This window comes from Allobosea sp. RIT-PG3_2, from assembly GCF_057321085.1.
In genome coordinates this window covers 258,863-279,080 of sequence record NZ_JBXWCA010000001.1, presented here as the reverse complement: position 1 = coordinate 279,080, position 20,218 = coordinate 258,863, and the positions used below count along the sequence as shown (strand labels likewise).

Genomic DNA, 20,218 nt, shown 5'->3' with positions numbered 1-20,218 from the left:
CCGGATCGTGGCCTTCGGCCACGTCAGCTTCGATTGATCCAATCGAAGCGGGACATCCTGTCCGTCTATACGGCGGCATGCGCCCGTCCGCTGCTGCGATGATCTCGCTGCAGCGACGGCCAATCTAGGAAGCTGGCGTTAAAATCCGGTTGATGCCGTAAGGTCAGCCGACGCGGACCGGACGCAGCAGGAAGGCCGGCACGTGATCGCCGAGCCCCTTCACCTGCGGGCCGTCATCGTCGTCACGCGTGCGGGGCGCGCGGGAGCGCCGGGGCTCTTCCTGACTCCGCGCGACGGGCGGTGGCGGCGTCGTCTCGGAATCGGGCCGGATCGGGACACGGCGTGGTTTGCGCTGCGTATCCGCCGCGTTCTCGTCGCTGCCCGCCCGCGAGGCCCCTGTCTCGGAGCGCGAGCTGCGCTCCGGCCGCCCGCGACCGCCCCGCGAAGAGCTGCGCTTCTCGTCCCGACGGCCGCCACGACGCTCGTCCCGCGGCTCGCCCGGCGGCAGGGCGTCGAGACCGCCGCCCTCATAGGCGATGGCCTGGCCGGTCAGCTTCTCGATCGCGCTGACGAGCTTTTCGTCATGGCGCGTGACGATGGTGAAGGAAGCGCCTTCGCGCCCGGCGCGGCCGGTGCGGCCGATGCGGTGGACATAATCCTCGGCATGGGTCGGCACGTCGAAGTTGAAGACATGGCTGACGGCCGGGATGTCGAGGCCGCGAGCCGCCACGTCGGACGCGACGAGGATCGGGTTCTCGCCCGTACGGAACGATTCCAGCGCCGCCATGCGGGCGTACTGGTCCATGTCGCCATGCAGGGCGACGGCCGGGAAGCCGTGGCGCAGCAGCGATTTATGCAGCGTCGCGACATCGCGCTTGCGGTTGCAGAAGACGATCGCGTTCTGCAGATCGGTCGCGCCCTTGATGAGCTTGCGCAGCGTCTCGCGCTTTTCGAAGTCCTGGCCGTTGGAGGCGATCAGCCGCTGGGTGATCGTCGTCGCGGCCGTCGCGGGGCGGGAGACTTCCACGCGCACCGGATTGTGCAGGAACTGCTCGGAGATGCGGGTGATCTCCGGCGGCATGGTCGCCGTGAAGAACAGCGTCTGCCGGGTGAAGGGGACGAGCTTGCAGACGCGCTCGATGTCCGGGATGAAGCCCATGTCGAGCATGCGGTCGGCCTCGTCGATGACGAGCAGCTCGACGCCGGTCAGCAGCAGCTTGCCGCGCTCGACATGGTCGAGCAGGCGGCCGGGCGTCGCGATCAGCACGTCGACGCCGCGCGTGATCTTCGCGTCCTGATCGCCGAAGGAGACGCCGCCGATCAGCAGCGCCACCGAGAGCTTCTGGTTGACGCCGTAGCGCGTGAAGTTCTCCTCGACCTGCGCGGCAAGCTCGCGCGTCGGCTCGAGAATCAGCGTACGGGGCATCCGGGCGCGGGCGCGCCCGGTTTCCAGGATGGTGAGCATCGGCAGCGTGAAGGCTGCGGTCTTGCCCGTGCCGGTCTGGGCGATGCCCAGGACGTCCTTGCGTGCAAGGACATGCGGAATGGCCTGGGCCTGGATGGGTGTCGGCGTGCTATAGCCTGCGGTCGTGACGGCCGTCAGAACCTTTTCGCTCAAGCCGAGTTCGGCAAATGACATCGCGTATGGCGCTTCTTCAGGGTCGGTGAAACGCGGCGGGATGACCTGCTCGACCACCGCGTTGGCGCGACAACACTTCCTGCGCGCCTTCGGACTCGTGTGGAATGCAAAGAAAACGCGGCAAAGTCAATCATCTAGCCTTGAAAGGACGTTTTTCACCTCATGAAGGAGCCGCTCATTCTCGTTCCGGGGCTCAGTTGCAACGCTGCGCTCTATGCCGGGCAGTGGCCCGCGCTAGCCGATGGACGCCCCATTCTGGTCGCCGAACACAGTCTCGACGACAATTTGGCCGCCATTGCACGCCGTCTGCTCGATAGCGCTCCGGAACGCTTCGCGCTCTGCGGCCTGTCGATGGGCGGTTATGTCACGTTCGAGATCCTGCGGCAGGCGCCGGAGCGTGTCACGCGTCTCGCCCTGCTCGACACCAGCGCCAAGCCGGCGACGCCGGAGACGAATGTGCCGCGCGAGCAGATGATCACGCTGGCGGAGAAGGGCGCCTTCGACAATGTCACCACGCTGCTCTGGCAGAAGCTCGTCGCCCCCGCGCGCTTGACCGACGAGCCGCTGCGACTCCTGGTGCGTCAGATGGCGGATGATGTCGGGGCGGAGGGCTTCATCCGGCAGCAGCAGGTGATCATGCGGCGCCCGGATTCGCGGCCCACGCTCGCCAGTTCGACCTGCCCGACGCTGGTTCTCGTCGGCGCGGAGGATGAGATCACGCCCGTTGCCGAAGCGCGGGAAATGGCGGGGATCGTCGGCGAACGCGGGCGGCTTGCGGTCGTTCCGCAGTGCGGCCATCTCTCGACGCTGGAAGCGCCCGATGCCGTGACCCGCGAACTTCTGCGCTGGCTCGGCTGAGATCAGCGCGGCAGGACGCAGGGGTCGAGGCGCGTCTCGTTCGCGGCCTTTGTGATCGAACCCGTGGTCAGCGGATCGACCGGCTGCCGCTTGGAAGCCGCGAGGCTGACGGCCGCCATCCGGTCCTTGTCCAGTGGCGGCGTGCGGCTCGACATGAAGTTGGCGGCGATCACCGAAAGGAAGGCGATGGCCGCGCCGGCCTTGGCGACATCGGCGGCCATGGTGCCCCGGTCATTCTTCCAGAACAGTTCGATCAGGCGCATGGCGCACTCTCCGCGTCTCGTAACGTCACGAGCACTGGAGGCGACGTTACGCGAGAGCCGTAAAAGCTTGGTTAGCCGGTTCTTGCCGGGATACGCGCAATTCTACCGACCGGGCTCCGCTTCGACGGCGTCTCCCGCAAGGCGGGATCGCTGCTCGCGGAAGAGCCTGCGCAGCGCGGTCAGCACGGCGATCACGCTCGGCCGCCCGCGCGAGACATCGTGCGAAATCAGATAGATGTCGTCGCCGGTCTGCTCCGGCGGCGGCTCGAGGCGGACCAGACCCGGATCGGCGTCGCCCATGAAGCACGGCGCCATCGACAGGGCGCCGGCCGAGCGGATGCTTTCGTAACGCGCGGAGGAATCGCCGACGCGCGCCGCGATGGGGCGGCCGGTCGCATAGGCCATGATGTAGTCGTCGATTCGCGAGGAGGTTTCGCGGTTGACCGAGATGACGGGGGCGCTCGCAGGATCGATGTCGCGCCGGACATAGAGCGCCTGCATCAGCCGGCCGACCTTCTGTGCGTAGTATCCGGGCTCCGTCGGCACCTTGCTCATGCGCAGCGCGATGTCGGCCTCGCCGCGCGAAAGATCGAGGCGGCTGCGCGTGCTGAGGATGACGATCTCCACACCGCCGGCCGCCGCCGAGATGGCGGTCGCATGCATCGTCAGCAGCAGGCTGATCGAGGTCGTCGCGGTGATGCGGACCGGCGCGTTGGCGAGCGGCCGTGCGACATCGGCCCGGATGGTGAAGCGATGAGCAGCGGCCTCGATCTCGCGGGCCTCGGCGGCGAGTTCCAGCCCGATTGCCGTCGGTGCCAGCCGGTTGGCCTCGCGCGTGAAGAGCTGCAGCCCGAGATCGCGTTCGAGCGCCTTCAGCCGGCGCGCGACGGTCGCTTCGCTCAATCCGAGCTGCGCCGCCGCCACGGCCATCGACCCGCCGACGGCGATCGCGTTGAAGACGCGGATGTCGTCCCAGGAGACGTCCCAGCCGGGCGATGCCAGATCGCCGTCGCGTCGAGATGGAGGTGGAGCAGGCTCGGCCATGTGGTCAGCGGCCAGTCGCGATGTGCCGCGTGGTGCTTGCGGTCATGGCGGTCCGTTGGGAGGGGCAGGTTCGGCATGCGCGGACCCTGCCCGTAACCGCATCTCCCGGCAGCCCGGCGGGCATGAGGCCCAGCCCCTCAGGATTGCGGGGCTCGACCCTCACAGATCGATCAGTTCGCCGGCGAAGGCGGCGCGCTCCTGGATGAAGGTGAAACGCGCCTCCGGCTTGTTGCCCATCAGTCGTTCCACGGTATCGGAGGTCTCCTCCTTCGCCTCATGGTCCACCATGACCTTGAGCAGGATCCGCTTGCTCGGGTCCATGGTGGTTTCCTTGAGCTGGGCCGGCATCATTTCGCCGAGGCCCTTGAAGCGCGAGATCTCCGGCTTTTTGCCCTTGAAGACGGTCTCGATCAGCTCGTCCTTATGGGCGTCGTTGCGGGCATAGACGCTCTTGCCGCCGTGCTGCAGCCGGTAGAGCGGCGGCACGGCGAGGTAGAGATGGCCCTTCTCGATCAGCCGCGGCATCTGGCGCCAGAAGAAGGTGACGAGCAGCGAGGCGATATGCGCGCCGTCGACATCGGCGTCGGTCATCACGATGACCTTCTCGTAGCGGAGATCGTCCTCGCGAAACTGCGTGCCGATGCCGCAACCCAGCGCCAGGATCAGGTCGGCGAGCTGCTGGTTGGCGTTGAGCTTTTCGCGCGTCGCATTGGCGACGTTCAGGATCTTGCCGCGCAAGGGCAGGATCGCCTGGTTGGCGCGGTTGCGCGCCTGCTTGGCCGAGCCGCCGGCCGAATCGCCCTCGACGATGAAGAGTTCGGAGCCGGCCGCGCCCGCATTGGAGCAGTCCGCGAGCTTGCCGGGCAGGCGCAGCTTGCGCGTCGCGGTCTTGCGCGAGACCTCTTTTTCAAGGCGCCGGCGCTGGCGCTCCTCGGCACGGTCGACCGACCAGTCGAGCAGGCGCAGCGCCTGCTGCGGCGCAGCGGCGAGCCAGTGGTCGAAGGCGTCGCGGATCGCATTCTCGACGATGCGATGCGCTTCCTGCGTCGCGAGCTTGTCCTTGGTCTGGCCCTGGAATTCCGGCTCGCGGATGAAGACCGAGAGCATGGCGGCGCAGGTCGCCATCACGTCGTCGGATGTGACCTGCGCCATGCGCTTCGACTGGCCGATGCGCTCGGCATGGTCGCGCAGGCCGCGCAGCAGGGCGATGCGCAGGCCCTGCTCATGCGTGCCGCCTTCGGGCGTCGGAATGGTGTTGCAGTAGGAGGAGGAGAAGCCGTCCTCGCCGGTCGCGAGCCAGGCGACAGCCCATTCGAGCGAGCCGTGGCTGCCTTCCTTGGTGATCTTGCCGGAGAAGATCGGCTCGGCGACGAGGTCCTTGCCCTCGATCTCGCGGCCGAGATAATCGCGCAGGCCACCGGGGAAGCGGAACACGGCCTCCGCCGCTACATCGCCTTCCGGCTTCAGCAGCGACGGCGCGCAGGTCCACCGGATTTCCACGCCGCCGAAGAGATAGGCCTTAGAGCGCGCCATGCGGAACAGGCGGGCAGGGGAGAAATGCGCACCCTCGCCGAAAATCTGCGCATCGGGATGAAAGCGCACTTTGGTGCCGCGCCGGTTGGCGACGGGGCCGACCGTCTGCAGCGGCCCCTGCGGCAGACCGCGCGAGAAGATCTGGCGATAGAGCGTCTTGCCGCGCGCGACCTCGACTTCCAGCCGGTCCGAGAGCGCATTGACCACGGAGACGCCGACGCCGTGCAGGCCGCCAGAGGTCTCATAAGCCTTGGAGTCGAACTTTCCGCCGGCATGCAGCGTCGTCATGATGACTTCGAGCGCGGACTTGCCGGGGAATTTCGGGTGAGGATCGACCGGGATGCCACGGCCGTTGTCGTTCACGGCGAGCGAGCCGTCCTCGAACAGTTCGACCTCGATGAAGCTGGCATGGCCCGCGACGGCCTCGTCCATCGCGTTGTCGATCACCTCGGCGAAGAGATGATGCAGGGCGCGCTCGTCGGTCCCGCCGATATACATGCCGGGCCGGCGCCGCACCGGCTCCAGCCCTTCCAGCACCTCGATCGCGGACGCGTCGTAGCCGGCCTCGGACAGCGTGCCGTTGCGCGGCGCATTGCCCGCATTGGCCGGAGCGCGGGGCACAGGAGCCGGTGAACGCGCTTCCGGCGCGGGGTCGGCCGCGCGGGGCCGCTCCGGTTCCGAGCCGAAAAGATCGCCGTTATCCGCCATCACTGCCAAACGCTTCCTGATTCGCGACTTTAAATTGTAGCGCATCGCCGCGCGGAAAGCCCGGCCAAGCTGCTTATAGACAGCTCCCCATCACATCGAAACTCTCTCGCCGGCGGCTATGCACCGGCCGTCATACCGCTGTGACGATCCAGGTTTAAGACCAATGCGGAACCGGGCGCGTTCAGCCTGCGTTAACCACGGCCGCAGAGGATGCAAGCTGCGGTCAGGGCTTATGCGGATAGTCGCATTGCGCTATGATCGGCCTAAGGGGGATGAGACCGTGGCTTCGCGTCAATCAGTGCCGGTTACGGGTATCGCGGGTCTGCAGCGCGCGGCGCGCCTTGCGGGCGAATCCTTCGGTCATGAGGATGTCGTCAGCGCCTCGCTGAGCGCCGAGACTGCCTCGTCTCGCTGGCTGTGGTGGCTCGCGGCGCTCGCCGCCTCGGCCGGGCTGGCGGCCCTGCATTGCTACTGAGCCGGTCGCTCCGACAACACGGAAATATCAACCTTTCTGCCCTAGGCCTGTGGCCGGAGGGCAATTCGATGTGCTGCGCCATCGCTGGAGATTTCAAGCCGGCCGATAGCGGCGCGCGGCTGCGTGCTGCGCCTGGCATGGCCTGAGCGGAGCATCGCGCGGGTGGGCCAGATCGCTGCTCTCGGAGCCTATGTTTATCAGGCCGTGCTGGCGCTCGGGCTGCTGCTCCTTGTCTCGCGCATCCTGGCGCCGCAGCAGTTCACCCATTATTCGCTCTTCATCACGATCAGCCAGTTCGCCAGCATCACCGTCTTCGAATGGATTCGGTTCTCCTGCAGCCGGTTCTATCCCGGCGCAGACGAGACGGCCCAGCGCTCGGTCATCCTGTACGCTTTCGCCGTCTGTGCCGCGCTGTGCCTGCTGGTGGGAGGAGGCGTTCTCGCGTCGGGCGCGGCGTCGGCAGGCATCGCCATCGGCGGAGTCTTCTTTGCGGTGTTCCAGGGCGGCACGGAGCTGCATCTGACGATGCTGCGCTTCCGGCAGAATTTTCGGCTGTTCTCGATCCTGCAGGCTGCTCGGGCGTCGCTCGTGGCGATCGGGACGCTCGGCGGCGCCATGCTTGCCCCGACGCTTTCAGGCGCGGTAGCAGGCATGCTGGCTGGAAGCCTCGTCTATATCGTGCTGGCGCGGCTTGCCGGTGGCCCGCTGGCGCACGGGCTCCACCGCCCGCAGCGCCATCTGTTGAAGAAGTACCTGGCCTATGGCGGCGTTTCGGCCGGAGCATCCGTGGCCAGCCTTCTGGCGCCACTCGGGCTCAAGACGCTGCTGACGGCCGTGATCGGCAGCCAGGGGGCGGCCGGCGCGCTGCTGGCGCTCGACCTCCTGCAGCGACCCTTCATCCTGGTCGTCTCGGCGCTACATGCGATCCGCTATCCCGAACTGGTCGCTAGCTACGACCGCGAGCCGGATTCGCCGGCGTTCCGGACGCGCCTCGGCCGCTACTACGGGCAACTGGCGAACAGCTCGCTCGTGACGGCGGCCTTGATTTTGTGCCTGTTGGCGCCGGCCGCGGCCTGGCTGGTCAAGGCCGAGCTGCGCGAATCCTTCCTGCTCGCCGCCCCGGCCGTGACGATTCTCGCGCTGTTGCGCGCCTGGGTCCAGAACCTGCTGCCGACGCCTGCCCATCTGACGCAGCGGCTGAAGCCGATCATAGGACTTGCCGTCATCGACGCCATCCTTCTCAACCTGAGCTCGCTCGCCGGCTGGAGCCTGTCCGGCGGCTCGCTGAGCGGGTTGCTTTACAGCGGTGCCGCCGGGGCGGCGGTGGCGGTCATCCTGGGGAGGCCGCTGTTCCTGTCGATGCCGTTCCGCTGGCCCAGACTGACATTGGCCAGCGCGCTCGCGGCACTCGCCATCGCCGGGCTCGCCAATGCCGGCACGCCGCAGACCTCGTTGCCGGTGTCGCTGGCTGTCTTCCTGCTGTGCATCCCGCCGGCGACGGCAACCGTCGCGTCGCTGCTCCGGCGCCAGGATGCGGCGTCCGAGATTTCGTGAAGAGCGCGGTCAGCGCCGTGGCGCAGCCATGTCCGACAGGGTCGACAGGAGGGTCTCGGCACTCTTGTTCCAGGAAAAGCGCGCGAGATTGGCACGGCCTTTCTCGACCAGCCCGGCCGCATCGCCATCGGCACCCATGATCCGGCGCATCGCGCTTTCCAGGTCGGCACGATCGCGGGGATCGAAATAGAGCGCCGCGTCTCCGCAGGCTTCGCGAACGGCAGGAATATCCGCAGCCAATACCGGGCAGCCCTGCGTCATCGCTTCGAGCGGCGGAATGCCGAAGCCTTCATAGAGGCTCGGAAAGACGAAGGCGCGGGCGCGGCGTTCGAGCGCGACGATCTCCGGATCGGTCAGGCGCCCGGTGAAGATGAGGTTGTCGGCGATCGCCGGGGTATCGGCCTTGAACACCCCGCTTCGGTCGAGCGCCCCTGCGATGACGAGTTTCCAGCCGGTGTCGCCGAGTGCGTCGAAGGCGCGGATGGCGAAATCGACATTCTTGTTGGGCTTCAAGGTTCCCAGCATGAAGAAGAATTTCGCGCCTTCCAGGCCCAGGCGTTGCAGCACGGTTTCGTCCGGGACGATCCCGGAGAAATGATCGGTAGCGTTGTAGAGGACCGGGATCGTCTCAGGCGCGACGCCGAAGACCGCGCCGAGCTCGCCACGGGAGAAGCGGGAGACGGTCGCGACGCGCGCCGTGCGCGTCAGCCCGAAGCCGAGGAGCTTGTGCGTGGCGCGATAGGAGGTGCTGAATGCCTCCGCGTGGCGGAAGATGGTGACGTCGTGGATCACGACGATCTGCCTGCGATGCAGCAGCGGCCCGCTGCCGCCGAAGCCGACGAGGATGTCTCCCGCAGCCCGGCGTGCGAGCGCGGTTTGCTCCCAGAGATGGCCGGAGAACGGGCCGAAGCGTTCCAGGGCGATATGCCGGAATTCATGGGTCTCGGGGGCATCCCGCGGAGCGAGGAGGCGCCAGCGCGCAGCCTTGAGCGATTCCGGAACCGCGCCTGCGCCGATCCGCCGGTCAAGCGCCCTGGTCAATTCCAGCGCAAAGCGCTGCACGCCGGTCAGCGGCTGGCCGAGAAAACGCCCATTGATCGAGATGGTCTGCAAGTCTTGCGCGCCGCCGTCCGGAAACTGTCTCCTGAACCTGCCGGATCACGCGTGAAGGTGACGTTACCTCGGCCTGGGAATGACAGCGGTCAAGCAAAAAGGCCGGGGGTTGCGCGTAGGAATATATACCCATTATGTTCTTTGTTCGTTCTTGTCTTCTCTTGCTAACGATGAGGCGAGCAAATCCTCGGCGGTCCGCGTCAATGGGGGCTCGCGGGTTCTCATTCAGGGCAACTCCTGCTGGAACATCCGCGAGGCCTGCCTCTACTACGAAGCCCCGGGCGCGGGACGGAACGGAACGGGCGCGACCATCGTGAACAACCGGGTCGACACGGCCGGCGACGGCATCAACATCGCCAATTCCGGCTATTTCAACGATGGCGTCGCCCGCCGCTCGATCGTGGCCGGCAACCAGATCAGCAACCTGACCGTCGCCGCGATTCCGGGTTCAGGTGGGGTTGGAAACTACAACACCACCGCCATCGGCATCACCGTGGAGCAGGATTCCGCGGTGAACGGGAACATCATCGAAGGCGCGGCCGGCGGCATCAAGCTGGGCGCGGCGCAGGGCGCGCGCGATCTCGCCTGCGACGGAAACCTGGTCCGCGATTGCGGCGTCGGCATCGCGTTCTCGTCGAGCGCCCAGACCGGAAAGATCGTCGTGAGCAACAACATCATTTCGGGGGCGGGCGCCAATGCGATCGTCTCGGCGTCGACGGTCGGGCTCGTCCCGCCGCTGACGAGCTACAATGCCAATCTCGCTTCCCAGACGGCGGGGAGCTCCGGGCAAATCCTCATCGTCGACAACCGCGCATCCTGACGAGGCAGGTGGGGGGCGCACAAAAAAGCCGGGGCGCATAAGCGCCCCGGCATCCTGGGCCGGTGCGGCTGAGCCGCATCCGGCGAGGTTTGCCCGGTGGGCGCCAGGAGGCGCCCACCGAGATCCCTCAGTAGGAGTAGTACATCGCGAACTCGACCGGGTGCGGCGTCATCTCGAAACGCGCCACATCCTGCATCTTGAGCTCGATATAGCTCTCGATGAAGTCGTCGTTGAAGACGCCGCCGGCCTTGAGGTAGGCGTTGTCCTTCTTGAGCGACTCCAGCGCCTCGCGCAGCGAGCCGCAGACGGTCGGGATCTTCTTCAGTTCGCGCGGCGGCAGGTCGTAGAGATCCTTGTCCATCGCCGGGCCCGGATCGATCTTGTTCACGATGCCGTCGAGGCCGGCCATCAGCATGGCGGCGAAGGCGAGATAGGGGTTCGCCATCGGATCGGGGAAGCGGACCTCGACGCGCTTGGCCTTCGGCGAGGTCGTCCACGGAATACGGCAGGAGGCCGAGCGGTTGCGCGCCGAATAGGCGAGCAGCACCGGAGCCTCATAGCCCGGGACGAGACGCTTGTAGGAGTTGGTCGAGGGGTTCGTGAAGGCGTTCAGCGACTTGGCGTGCTTGATGATGCCGCCGATGTACCAGAGGCACTCCTGCGACAGGTCGGCGTACTTGTTGCCGGCGAAGACCGGCTTGCCGTTCTTCCAGATCGACTGGTGGACATGCATGCCCGAGCCGTTGTCGCCATAGATCGGCTTCGGCATGAAGGTCGCGGTCTTGCCGTAGCTCTGGGCCACATTGTGGATCGCGTACTTGTAGATCTGCATCAGGTCGGCGGTGTGCGTCAGCGTGTCGAACTTCATGCCGAGCTCGTGCTGGGCAGAAGCGACCTCGTGATGGTGCTTCTCGACGACCACGCCCATGGACTGCATCGCAGCCAGCATCTCGCCGCGCATGTCCTGCGCCGAATCCTGCGGCGGGACGGGGAAGTAGCCGCCCTTGGTGGCGACGCGGTGGCCGAGATTGCCGCCCTCGTAATCGGCATAGCCGTTGATCGGCAGCTCGACGTTATCGAGCTTGAAGCCGGTGTGGTACGGGTCGGCAGCGATCTTGACGTCGTCGAAGACGAAGAACTCGGCCTCGGGACCGACATAGACCGTGTCGCCGATGCCAGTCGACTTCAGATAGGCCTCGGCCTTCTTGGCGATGCCGCGGGGATCGCGGCCATAGGGCTCGCCGGTGGCCGGCTCGAGCACGTCGCAGTTGATGACCATGGTGGCGGCCGAGAAGAACGGGTCCATCGTCGCGGTCGTCGGATCCGGCATCAGCAGCATGTCGGACTCGTTGATGGCCTTCCAGCCGGCGATCGATGAGCCGTCGAACATCGTGCCCTCGGCGAAGATGTCCTCGTCGATCATGCCGACATCGAAGGTCACATGCTGCCACTTGCCGCGCGGGTCGGTGAAGCGGAAGTCGACATATTTGACGTCGTTGTCCTTGATCGCCTTGAGGACATCCTTGGCGCTCTTCATTTCAGCATTCCTCTTGCCAATAGTTTCTCAAACTCGTGGGCCGTCGCCGGCTCCAATCCAGCCGCGGCCTTTGATTCCGAATGATGGGGAGAGAGTCCTCAGATCGCGTCTGCGCCGGTCTCGCCGGTGCGGATGCGGATCGCCCCCTCGATGGTCGATACAAAAATCTTGCCATCGCCGATCCGGCCCGTCTGGGCGGCCTTGACGATCGCTTCGATGGCGCGGTCCACCATGTCGTCAGCCAGTACGATCTCGATCTTCACCTTCGGCAGGAAATCGACCACGTACTCGGCCCCGCGATAGAGCTCGGTATGCCCCTTCTGGCGGCCGAAGCCCTTGGCTTCGAGGACCGTGATACCCTGAAGCCCCACCTCCTGAAGCGCCTCCTTCACCTCGTCCAGCTTGAAGGGCTTGATGATCGCTTCGATCTTCTTCATGCGCCGATCGACCTCCACTGCGCTTCGAGGATCCGGCTCGCGCCGGAATGGAACCACAACGATCCGCCGTCTCGGGCAGATGGGCCCTCAGCTTCGGACGGTTGCGACCGTTCTTCTGCTCATAGCATCGGCGCGAACGCCCCGCCATGCGGCAGGGGCGGTCGGACAGCCTGCCTATGAGGCAAAAAACAGCACAAAAAATGATCATATGCTTATTTCTAGATCAATCAGCCAGGCGAGCCTTCTCTTGAAGTGCTTGGTGACGCAATCCAATGTTGGCATATGACCACCGCCGAAACCGACGCGATGAAGCCATCGGAACTCGTCCTGCTTTCCACGGAGCAGATGCGCCGGGCCGACAGCATCGCGATCGCTGCTGGAACGGCGGGAATCGTCCTGATGGAACGGGCCGGACGTGCTGTCGCCGAGGCGGTGCTGCGCCGCGTCGGGGAGGGCGCGACCATCGCGGTCGCCTGCGGGCCGGGCAACAATGGCGGCGACGGATTTGTCGCTGCGCGGCTGCTGCAGGAGCAGGGGCTGAAGGTCCAGGTGGCGCTGCTCGGCGCGTCAGAGGCTCTCCGAGGCGATGCTGCGATCGCCTTCTCCCGTTGGAACGGGCCGGTTCTGCCTCTGGCGTCGCTTGCAGATCCAAAGCCCGGTCTCTTCGTCGATGCGCTTTTCGGCGCCGGGTTGGGGCGCCCGCTTTCGGGCGAGGCTGCGGGGACCGTCGCCATCATGAACGCTTCCGGCCGGCCGGTGATTGCGGTGGATGTTCCCAGCGGGGTGTCGGGCGATACCGGGCAGGCGGAAGGCCCCGCCGTACAGGCGACGGAGACCGTCACCTTCTTCCGGTTGAAGCCAGGTCATCTGCTGCTGCCGGGCCGCTCGCTTTGCGGCGAAACCGTCGTCGCCGATATCGGAATTCCGGCCCAAGAGGCGCTGCGGGACATCGCACCGACCGCCTTTCGCAACGAACCTGCGCTTTGGCTGGGAGCCTGGCCGCATCACGGCCTCGATACGCACAAATTCCGCCGCGGAGCCGTCGCGGTGGCCGCGGGCGGCATCGCCAGTGTCGGTGCACCGCGGTTGAGCGCGAGGGCCGCCCTGCGCATCGGCGCCGGGCTCGCGACTATCCTCTGTGCACCCGAAGCGCTGGCCGCGCATGCGTCGCGCGGCCCGGATGCACTGATGCAGCGGCCGATTGCGGATGGTGAGGCCTTTTCCGAGTTCCTTCGCGATCGGCGGGTTTCGGCCGTGTTGGCCGGCCCGGCGCTGGGATTGGACGATCGGGCTTCCGGGCTCGTTCGTGCCGCCCTCGTCAGCGACAAGCCGATTGTGCTCGACGCCGATGCGTTGACCTTGCTCGCGACATCTCTGCGAGGAGAGGCCCTCACTCCACAGCGCGACGCCGCTCGCGTCCTCACCCCGCACGAAGGCGAATTCCAGCGCCTGTTCGGCAACGAGCCTACGATTGCGGCGGAGGGCTCGAAGCTGGAGCGCGCCCGAAGGGCGGCTGCCCTGTGCGGAGCCATCGTCGTCTACAAGGGGGCGGATACGGTCATCGCCGCGCCGGACGGGCGGGCTGCGATCAATGCCACCGGTTCGGCGGCGCTGGCGACGGCGGGCTCCGGCGATGTCCTGGCGGGGCTGATCGCCGGCCTGCTGGCGCAGGGGATGAGCGCTTTCGAGGCGGCCTGCGCGGCCGTCTGGCTGCATGGCCGGGCCGGAGAAGCGCTCGGATTCGGACTGATCGCGGATGATCTCCCGGAGGCGATCCCGCCGCTGATGCGCGGCCTGCCTTTCGGCTGAACTTTCCAGACGGCAAGAAGCCCGCCCTGGCGGGCGGGCTCCAGTGCGTGCTAGGAACAGCTCGGGCTTAGCTGCCCGAATACGTCACGGCGGGCGCCGAATGGAGCTGGTCCTTGGTCAGCGTGATCTTGCCGTGATCCGGATACATCGCCGGTGCCCTAGGCGCCGCGGCGACCGGAGGCGTGGCGGGCATCGTCGCGCTGCCGCCGGCGGTGCCGCCGCTACCCGAAGCGGCCGGAGCCGGAGCCGGCGCGGGCGGCGTGATCGGCTGGTCGCTCCAGCTGACCTGTTCGAACGGGATCGCGACATCCTTCGCGCCGATGCCGAGGAAGCCGCCGACGCCGACGGTCACCATCTCGATCTTGCCCATCTTGTCGACGATCACCTCGGTGACGTCGCCGACCTTCTTGTCGTCGGGGCCGTAGATATCGACGCCGATCAGCTTGCTCGTGCGCCACTTGCCCTGGCCGGCGAGATTGGTCGGCGCCGGCGTGGCCTTCTCGGCCGAGGTCGAGGCGCTCGGAGCCGAGGAGGGAGGCGTCGGCGAAGTCGTTTGGGCGATGGCTGTAGCCGAGAGCAGGCCCGCGGCGACGGAAGCTAACACAATACGTTTGATCATTTGCTGTCCTCCTGAATGTTTCCGCAGCGATGCGGGTTGTCCTAACAACAAACGAGAGGCAAATTTGTTCAGACCGTAATGTATCGAAGCTGAGAGGATGCACTAAGACAAGGATAACCTGCCCGAAGACATCAGTTTCGCTTCGGTTCTGAAAGAATTTGCTCGCGGAACGAGGTCGTGCTCGTATGCCGCACTGGGAAAACGCCGCAGGCGCGGCGCTGTTCCCTGGAAATGACGATGGAGGCTTCGATGTCGCTGGCTACAGTTGCGGTTGCACTCGGCGACGAGACGCTGGCGGCGCTCGATCGCTATATCGAGAAGCAGGCTCCCGGCCGCTCGAGGGCCGATCTCGTCGCGGAGATCGTGACGAAATGGGCGGCGCGGCAGGCCGGGCCGCCGGATGAGGGGATGCGCCCCGAGGAGCTTAACGCCAGCAACGATTCATAAGGCGCGGCCCGGCTGAGACGGCCCGCGCGCCTCAGTCCTCGGCGTCGTCGCGGCGCAGCTCGAAGGCGAGCATGGCTTCGGCCAGCGCATGCAGCTCCTTCTCCTTGTCGGAACTCTCCGGCAACCTGTTCAGCTCGGCCACGCGCTGCTGCGCGCGGTCGTAATCCTCGTCGGTATGGATGGCGATGGGCAGCTTCACGTCGGGTCTCCTGTGCTCGGCCGGGTCGCCATGCCGCCGCGTCCGATCGGCGCGCGCCGGTTCGGACGCCCCCTTAAGCGTTCGGCAAGGGCCTGCCGGCCATCATAGGGCTCCAACCCTGAACGGGAAGAGGCGATGAACAGGATGTTCCTCCTGGCGCTGATGGCCGGCGCCGCCGTGCCGGCCGCGTCGCAGCCGGCCGCAGCCTTCTGGCAGCGCTCGCAGGTTTCCCGCTGCAACGACGCCACCACCGAGTCCGAGCGCCAGAAGCTGCGCTGCTGGGAGCTCAACGCCTATGCCGATCCCGGCTGGCCGGCGCTCGGTGTCGGCTTGGGCGCAGGCGGCGGCGCCTATTATCTCGGCCCTCCCGCCCCCCATGGCCGCGTGCAGAAGGGCGGCGTGACGCGCCGCCTCGGCTGAGCGCAAGGCGCGCCATCACGGCAAGCATGCGTCCGCACGCGGCGAAGGCTGGCTTCGCCGCGTCGATACGGGGCTGGCGGAGCGCCGCGAGGCGCGTTGGTCGAGTGATCCGCGTCCACTGCCAGGATGCGGCGCGGATGGATTGAGCCACCATCCGCACAAATATTCTATAACTCTTTGGATTATTTGCATTTTTTATGGTTGGAAAAATCGCGTCCCCCCTTCAAGCCCCCTCAATGTTCATGTGGATTTCCCCACCACCAGCGTTAGCTTCACCCGCCGTGGCTGGTGGCAGCGCCTGACCGGCTGACCAAGCGGAACGATTCGCATCGCCCCGTTGCCGGCTCCGTTGAGTGGTGGAGCTGCGTTGATGGGTGCGCGTCGCTTGTTTCGGTCCGGCCCGATGGCCAAGACGGTTTGGTCGGCACCGGCCACCGTGAATACTGGACGGCGAGTCGACTCGCGCCGCATCCGGCGGCATCCTGCTGGCGTGTCCCAGGCTGACCTCCCCCCGGATTTACGCGAACGGATCGCGCGCATACGCCAGCGCCCGGTCGATCTGGGCAACAGCGCGGTTGCGGCGATGAAGGCGGGCGACGCCAACGCCCTGAACTCGACGCTAAGTCAGGCGTCCAATGAACTGCTCATGCCGGATGTGCTGCGCGCTCTGGTGCGTTTGCGCCACAAGCCCGATCCCCGCTGCCGAGCCAAATTCGCTGCGATGTACGCCTCTGACAGCGAGACTTTGAGCGATTACTGCGACGACCGGCTCTTATTGGATGCCTTGTGGATGATGATGCCGCCTTATCGAGGCCCCGGCCGGACGCTTTATCGGGGGTGCTCCGGGGATGAACGTCGAAGGCGTATCTACGCACAGTCATGGAGCGCGCGGCGCGATGTCGCGGAGCAACACGCGGAGAACACTTCCGTCCGATTTTCTTCCGGCGCTGTCCTGCTCCAGACCGAGGCACCGGCCGAGGCCATCATCACATCGCTCGTCCGTAGCGGCTATCGCGAAGCCGAATATCTTGTCGACCGCCGGCATCTCGGCCGGGTGACGGTGCTTAAGCGCTGGCCGTTTTCCCCCCCGCGATCCGCAGATCGAGGGCTAATCGCGCTCGAAATAGGGCAGCGCCAGGACGCGCTGGTCGGTCAGCGCCCGCGGTTCGGCCCGAGCCCGGAACTCCACCACGTTCGCCAGCCGGGCGCGCGTGCCCAGCCCCGGCATCTCGCGGCGATAGACCACCGACTTGAAGGTCTCAGGGCTGGCACCCTAGCGCCGTGCTGCCTCCGGAACGCCGATCTCGGCCACGGTCGCCTTGACCGCCTCGCGCAGCATCGGCCACGAACCGGCGTCGAGCGGCGCGCCGAGCCGATGACCGATGGATAAGGATTCTTCGACGCAACCTGCCGGCTCCGTCGACCTGGACATGCGGGCCAGACACGGGTTGTAGAGGAACCAGAGCCGTGCGCGAACTGGGGATCGCGGCGCCAACGAGGGTAAACGCGCGACGGCGCCGGGCCATCGCGCGCCGCGATTAGCCCTTCGTTACGATTGGCGATGCGACCGGCGGAGGCGCCTTCCCCTTGCCCTTCCCGACGGCAACGCAGCCGCCGATGACGAGCAAACTCATGGAAAATGCCAAAATCGCTGATGTCTTCATCGCACCATCTCCCGCGGTGATCTCTCGAAATAGATATCGCGTCGATTTTCGCCCCCCACGGGTTAACATCTTATGTCCAGAAGGTTCTTGATGAAGGAGCGTCCGCTCGAACAGCCATCGAGCCTGGCACATAATCGAACTCGCAATTTGTTGAGCCCATGCCACGTCCTCGATTGAAACAGCCATGGTGAAGCGTGCCCGCAGTTATCGTCCCGGACTTTTCGCCCGGCTGTTCTCTGGCGAGAACTGGACACTGACACCGGGTCGGCGTTCGACCGCCGGTATTTGCCTGGTGTCGGGCGGCAGCGAGACCGAGTTGGAATGCTTAGATCTAGTATCGGTCCAAACCGCCAAAGGGGCGCTGTGGCACGCCGTTGAGATCCGCTCAAGGACCAACACTGATCGCCTATCGGGCCTCGGCCGAGCTGCCGCAGATGAACTCGCGGCCGACCTCGTGGCGTTCGTCAACCAATATCTGGGCGAGCTGATCCGTTCCGCGACTGATCAGCTGCGTGAGATCGACGCGAGACTCGGCGCGGTCGTGACGGACAACCACCGATATCTGGCGAATTCGGACCTCGGCAGCGCAATGGCCGGGGTGCCAGTAAAGGCGGCAACGGCGTTCTCCCACCCTATGTTCGATCCCGGGCTGATGGCGCAGATGCTCAAGGCTGCCTTGCCGGCCTCTTACTCGTTCCTAACTGATCCAAACGCGCGCCATCACTTTAACGAGCGGTTCGTCATGGCTGAACTGGCCGCTTTTGCTTCGTTCTTCGACGACCTGGACGGCCGGTCGTTGTCCGGGCAGCAGCGCGAGGCCTGTATCCGCCTCGAGGACAACAACTTGCTCATCGCGTCGGCCGGATCGGGCAAGTCCGCCACAATGGTGGGCAAAGTGGCGTATGTGCTCGAGAAGAAGTTGGTACGCCCTGACGAGATACTGGTCTTGGCCTTCAACAGAAAAGCGGCCGATGACCTCAGGGAGCGCATCGCCAGTCAATTGAAGGTCGAGCCCGACAAACTTGAATGTCGTGTGACAACCTTCCACGCCTTAGGCCGCGGCATAATCCAGGAGGTCAACGGACGGCCACCCCAGCTTGCCAACTGGGTCGAACATTCCGCCGGGGAAGCCCAGGCGATTGAGGAAATCATCGTTGAACTAGCCAGTTCCGACAGGGAGTTTATGCGGCTTTGGGTTGATCTCCTGGTCGTGCATCCCAAGGCCGATATCCCCCGGGAAACGTTCGACAGCGAGGTTGACTATGACCGATACATTGCGGAGCGGCGGACCAGAGGTAAGGCGACGATCGGCTCGCTGGCCGGAATTTACGTCAAGTCATTGCAGGAACAGTCGATCGCCAATTGGCTTTGGATGAACTCGGTCGCGTTCGAATACGAACGACAGGTCGAGGTGCAGGATGCGGAAGGAGCCGTCCGACATATTCATCCCGACTTTTATTATCCGGCGACCGGTACCGTGCACGAACATTTTGCGATCGACGCAAACGGAGCCTCACCGTTCAAGGACTATGTCGACCACGCCGAGGCAAAGCGCCGCGACTATCACGCCGGGCAGATCGATTTCTTCGAGACGCGATCCGCCCAGGCCGCTGACGGCACGATATTCGATGTCATGCACGAGCACCTTGAGTGTCGCGGGATACCAATCGTGCCGAAGCCGTATAGCGATATGGCGAAGGCGCTGGAGCCAGTGGTGGTCAAGCACTACCACCAGCTCATCGGAACATGCATCAAGCACATCCGTGCGAGCCATCTGACGCTCGATATGCTGCTCGGGCGCGCGAAGTCGCTCCACGATAAGGAACGCGGCCGAATATTTTCGCGCGTCGTTTACAGAGTCACCCAGGCCTATTCCAAAAAGCTCGAGGATGCCGGACGGATCGATTTCGATTCCATGATCGCCGATGCGTCGCAGCTGGTTGAGACGAGACGATACACCAGTCCCTACTCGTTGATCCTCGTCGACGAATTTCAGGACATATCTGGACCCAGGGCTAAACTCATTAAGTCGCTGCGAGACCAGAAGCCGTTCTCCAAACTCTTCGCCGTGGGCGACGACTGGCAGTCAATCTACCGCTTTGCTGGTTCGGATGTGACCCTCTTCACAAGGTTCGAGCGGAATTTCGGGTCGAGTTGGCAAGGCCGGCTCGAGCAGACTTACCGCTGCAACCAGCTGATCGCGGAGACGGCGGCGCGTTTCGTTCAACGGAACCCGGAACAGCTCAGTAAGTCGGTACGCTCTGTACGCCCCGCTATACCCAAATCGCTCCGCGTCATCCCGATCGGAAGCGCAAAGGAGAGGCCGGACTTCGGCGCAGCCTGCCTGCGGCTTTTAACGCGGCTGGATGTGTTCCTGGGAAGCATCGCGGAACAGTGGCGCGGCACGGCAAGGCATAAGCTTAGAGTACTTGTTCTCTGGCGCTACAACCATCTCAACCCGTTCGCCGAACACAGGCCGGCATTCGCCCATATCGACGTTTCGTCGCTTTCCTTCCACCGCTCGAAAGGCCTCGAAGCCGACTACAGTATCCTCCTGGACATCAGCGAGGGCGACTATGGTGTTCCGAGCCGTGTAGAAGACGACGAACTGCTGAACCTAGTGATTCCCAATCCCGAGACCTTCGCATACGCAGAGGAACGACGCCTGTTCTACGTCGCCTTGACCAGGGCCAGCCGCGGCGTCTTCCTGCTGGCCGACAGTGCCCAGCCCTCGCGCTACATCCAGGAACTCTGCGAGGTCGTGGGCGAGGAGATCCGCTTCGAGACCATCGACGGCCATCCGCTACAGCAATGCCCGGCCTGCCGGGTTGGTCAGTTGGTCGAAAGGAAAACGAAGACCGGGCGCTCGTTCGTCGGCTGCAGCCAGTATCCAAACTGCAGGCACGCCGTGTTCGCAGGCAAGCAAAAGCAAAATAGATCGCGAGCGTCTCGGCGACCTACAGTTCAGTAGTGCTAAAGCCACCGCTGTCGGCAACGTCGCCGTTGAAGCAACGCCGATCCCTTCAAGATTTCCCCCGGGACCGGCTCACGTCGGCCTTCGAGCACTTGTGGAGGTGAT

At 65.2% G+C, this 20,218-nt stretch carries 18 protein-coding genes; 9 read left to right on the top strand and 9 right to left on the bottom strand.

Going from position 1 to position 20,218, the window contains the following annotated elements; genetic code table 11:
* Positions 1 to 163: 163 nt before the first annotated feature.
* Positions 164 to 1,639, bottom strand: coding sequence for a DEAD/DEAH box helicase (locus AC2FAN_RS01265; protein WP_265053239.1), 1,476 nt, complete (start codon positions 1,637 to 1,639; stop codon positions 164 to 166).
* Positions 1,640 to 1,801: 162 nt separating this feature from the next.
* On the opposite strand from AC2FAN_RS01265, the gene AC2FAN_RS01260 reads away from it, so the two are divergent.
* Positions 1,802 to 2,497 carry an alpha/beta fold hydrolase gene (locus AC2FAN_RS01260; RefSeq protein ID WP_485172434.1) on the top strand — a complete coding sequence of 232 codons (696 nt, stop codon included), beginning with the start codon at positions 1,802 to 1,804 and terminating at the stop codon, positions 2,495 to 2,497.
* Positions 2,498 to 2,499: 2 nt separating this feature from the next.
* On the opposite strand, the gene AC2FAN_RS01255 is transcribed toward AC2FAN_RS01260, so the two are convergent.
* The 3 genes from AC2FAN_RS01255 to parE all read right to left on the bottom strand — a co-directional run bounded on the left by AC2FAN_RS01255 (position 2,500) and on the right by parE (position 6,045).
* Positions 2,500 to 2,760, bottom strand: a complete 261-nt coding sequence (locus tag AC2FAN_RS01255; protein WP_265053241.1) for a hypothetical protein — start codon at positions 2,758 to 2,760, stop codon at positions 2,500 to 2,502.
* A 102-nt stretch (positions 2,761 to 2,862) separates the two neighbouring features.
* Complete coding sequence (locus AC2FAN_RS01250; RefSeq protein ID WP_485172433.1) at positions 2,863 to 3,804, bottom strand: LysR family transcriptional regulator; 942 nt, start codon at positions 3,802 to 3,804, stop codon at positions 2,863 to 2,865.
* A 159-nt stretch (positions 3,805 to 3,963) separates the two neighbouring features.
* Positions 3,964 to 6,045 (bottom strand): DNA topoisomerase IV subunit B, encoded by a 2,082-nt coding sequence (gene parE, locus AC2FAN_RS01245; RefSeq protein WP_485172432.1) that lies wholly within the window; start codon positions 6,043 to 6,045, stop codon positions 3,964 to 3,966.
* Positions 6,046 to 6,325: 280 nt separating this feature from the next.
* Between parE and AC2FAN_RS01240 the strand changes: the two genes are divergently transcribed.
* The gene (locus AC2FAN_RS01240) at positions 6,326 to 6,520 is read left to right on the top strand and encodes a hypothetical protein (protein ID WP_485172431.1); all 195 of its coding nucleotides are present in this window, start codon (positions 6,326 to 6,328) and stop codon (positions 6,518 to 6,520) included.
* Positions 6,521 to 6,682: 162 nt separating this feature from the next.
* On the top strand, positions 6,683 to 8,074 hold the full coding sequence (locus tag AC2FAN_RS01235; protein ID WP_485172430.1) for a hypothetical protein: 1,392 nt from the start codon (positions 6,683 to 6,685) through the stop codon (positions 8,072 to 8,074).
* Positions 8,075 to 8,083: 9 nt separating this feature from the next.
* Here AC2FAN_RS01235 and AC2FAN_RS01230 read toward each other — a convergent pair whose 3' ends face one another.
* Positions 8,084 to 9,187, bottom strand: coding sequence for a glycosyltransferase family 4 protein (locus AC2FAN_RS01230; RefSeq protein ID WP_476806482.1), 1,104 nt, complete (start codon positions 9,185 to 9,187; stop codon positions 8,084 to 8,086).
* Positions 9,188 to 9,338: 151 nt separating this feature from the next.
* On the opposite strand from AC2FAN_RS01230, the gene AC2FAN_RS01225 reads away from it, so the two are divergent.
* A complete protein-coding gene (locus tag AC2FAN_RS01225; protein ID WP_476806481.1) occupies positions 9,339 to 10,007 on the top strand; it encodes a hypothetical protein in 669 nt (222 codons plus the stop codon).
* Positions 10,008 to 10,134: 127 nt separating this feature from the next.
* Here the strand turns inward: AC2FAN_RS01225 and glnA are convergent, their stop codons facing one another.
* Positions 10,135 to 11,544, bottom strand: coding sequence for a type I glutamate--ammonia ligase (glnA, locus tag AC2FAN_RS01220; protein WP_265053249.1), 1,410 nt, complete (start codon positions 11,542 to 11,544; stop codon positions 10,135 to 10,137).
* A gap of 98 nt (positions 11,545 to 11,642) precedes the next feature.
* On the bottom strand, positions 11,643 to 11,981 hold the full coding sequence (locus AC2FAN_RS01215) for a P-II family nitrogen regulator (protein WP_265053250.1): 339 nt from the start codon (positions 11,979 to 11,981) through the stop codon (positions 11,643 to 11,645).
* Between the two features lie 282 nt (positions 11,982 to 12,263).
* Between AC2FAN_RS01215 and AC2FAN_RS01210 the strand changes: the two genes are divergently transcribed.
* Positions 12,264 to 13,790 carry an NAD(P)H-hydrate dehydratase gene (locus AC2FAN_RS01210; protein WP_485172429.1) on the top strand — a complete coding sequence of 509 codons (1,527 nt, stop codon included), beginning with the start codon at positions 12,264 to 12,266 and terminating at the stop codon, positions 13,788 to 13,790.
* Between the two features lie 67 nt (positions 13,791 to 13,857).
* Here AC2FAN_RS01210 and AC2FAN_RS01205 read toward each other — a convergent pair whose 3' ends face one another.
* Complete coding sequence (locus AC2FAN_RS01205) at positions 13,858 to 14,409, bottom strand: PRC-barrel domain-containing protein (RefSeq protein ID WP_485172428.1); 552 nt, start codon at positions 14,407 to 14,409, stop codon at positions 13,858 to 13,860.
* Between the two features lie 249 nt (positions 14,410 to 14,658).
* On the opposite strand from AC2FAN_RS01205, the gene AC2FAN_RS01200 reads away from it, so the two are divergent.
* Complete coding sequence (locus AC2FAN_RS01200) at positions 14,659 to 14,856, top strand: hypothetical protein (RefSeq protein ID WP_265053252.1); 198 nt, start codon at positions 14,659 to 14,661, stop codon at positions 14,854 to 14,856.
* Positions 14,857 to 14,887: 31 nt separating this feature from the next.
* On the opposite strand, the gene AC2FAN_RS01195 is transcribed toward AC2FAN_RS01200, so the two are convergent.
* A complete protein-coding gene (locus tag AC2FAN_RS01195; protein WP_265053253.1) occupies positions 14,888 to 15,055 on the bottom strand; it encodes a hypothetical protein in 168 nt (55 codons plus the stop codon).
* 135 nt (positions 15,056 to 15,190) lie between these two features.
* Between AC2FAN_RS01195 and AC2FAN_RS01190 the strand changes: the two genes are divergently transcribed.
* The 3 genes from AC2FAN_RS01190 to AC2FAN_RS01180 all read left to right on the top strand — a co-directional run bounded on the left by AC2FAN_RS01190 (position 15,191) and on the right by AC2FAN_RS01180 (position 20,110).
* Positions 15,191 to 15,475, top strand: coding sequence for a hypothetical protein (locus AC2FAN_RS01190; RefSeq protein WP_485172427.1), 285 nt, complete (start codon positions 15,191 to 15,193; stop codon positions 15,473 to 15,475).
* A gap of 403 nt (positions 15,476 to 15,878) precedes the next feature.
* On the top strand, positions 15,879 to 16,865 hold the full coding sequence (locus AC2FAN_RS01185; RefSeq protein ID WP_485172426.1) for a hypothetical protein: 987 nt from the start codon (positions 15,879 to 15,881) through the stop codon (positions 16,863 to 16,865).
* 458 nt (positions 16,866 to 17,323) lie between these two features.
* Positions 17,324 to 20,110, top strand: a complete 2,787-nt coding sequence (locus AC2FAN_RS01180; protein ID WP_485172425.1) for a UvrD-helicase domain-containing protein — start codon at positions 17,324 to 17,326, stop codon at positions 20,108 to 20,110.
* The last annotated feature ends 108 nt before the right edge of the window (positions 20,111 to 20,218 follow it).

What these genes read in the sequence shown, in the direction of transcription:
- AC2FAN_RS01265 (WP_265053239.1), bottom strand. Translation starts at nt 1,639, where the DNA reads ATGTCATTTGCCGAACTCGGCTTGAGCGAAAAGGTTCTGACGGCCGTC.
- AC2FAN_RS01260 (WP_485172434.1), top strand. Translation starts at nt 1,802, where the DNA reads ATGAAGGAGCCGCTCATTCTCGTTCCGGGGCTCAGTTGCAACGCTGCG.
- AC2FAN_RS01255 (WP_265053241.1), bottom strand. Translation starts at nt 2,760, where the DNA reads ATGCGCCTGATCGAACTGTTCTGGAAGAATGACCGGGGCACCATGGCC.
- AC2FAN_RS01250 (WP_485172433.1), bottom strand. Translation starts at nt 3,804, where the DNA reads ATGGCCGAGCCTGCTCCACCTCCATCTCGACGCGACGGCGATCTGGCA.
- parE (WP_485172432.1), bottom strand. Translation starts at nt 6,045, where the DNA reads ATGGCGGATAACGGCGATCTTTTCGGCTCGGAACCGGAGCGGCCCCGC.
- glnA (WP_265053249.1), bottom strand. Translation starts at nt 11,544, where the DNA reads ATGAAGAGCGCCAAGGATGTCCTCAAGGCGATCAAGGACAACGACGTC.
- AC2FAN_RS01215 (WP_265053250.1), bottom strand. Translation starts at nt 11,981, where the DNA reads ATGAAGAAGATCGAAGCGATCATCAAGCCCTTCAAGCTGGACGAGGTG.
- AC2FAN_RS01210 (WP_485172429.1), top strand. Translation starts at nt 12,264, where the DNA reads ATGACCACCGCCGAAACCGACGCGATGAAGCCATCGGAACTCGTCCTG.
- AC2FAN_RS01205 (WP_485172428.1), bottom strand. Translation starts at nt 14,409, where the DNA reads ATGATCAAACGTATTGTGTTAGCTTCCGTCGCCGCGGGCCTGCTCTCG.
- AC2FAN_RS01200 (WP_265053252.1), top strand. Translation starts at nt 14,659, where the DNA reads ATGTCGCTGGCTACAGTTGCGGTTGCACTCGGCGACGAGACGCTGGCG.
- AC2FAN_RS01190 (WP_485172427.1), top strand. Translation starts at nt 15,191, where the DNA reads ATGAACAGGATGTTCCTCCTGGCGCTGATGGCCGGCGCCGCCGTGCCG.
- AC2FAN_RS01185 (WP_485172426.1), top strand. Translation starts at nt 15,879, where the DNA reads ATGGCCAAGACGGTTTGGTCGGCACCGGCCACCGTGAATACTGGACGG.
- AC2FAN_RS01180 (WP_485172425.1), top strand. Translation starts at nt 17,324, where the DNA reads ATGGTGAAGCGTGCCCGCAGTTATCGTCCCGGACTTTTCGCCCGGCTG.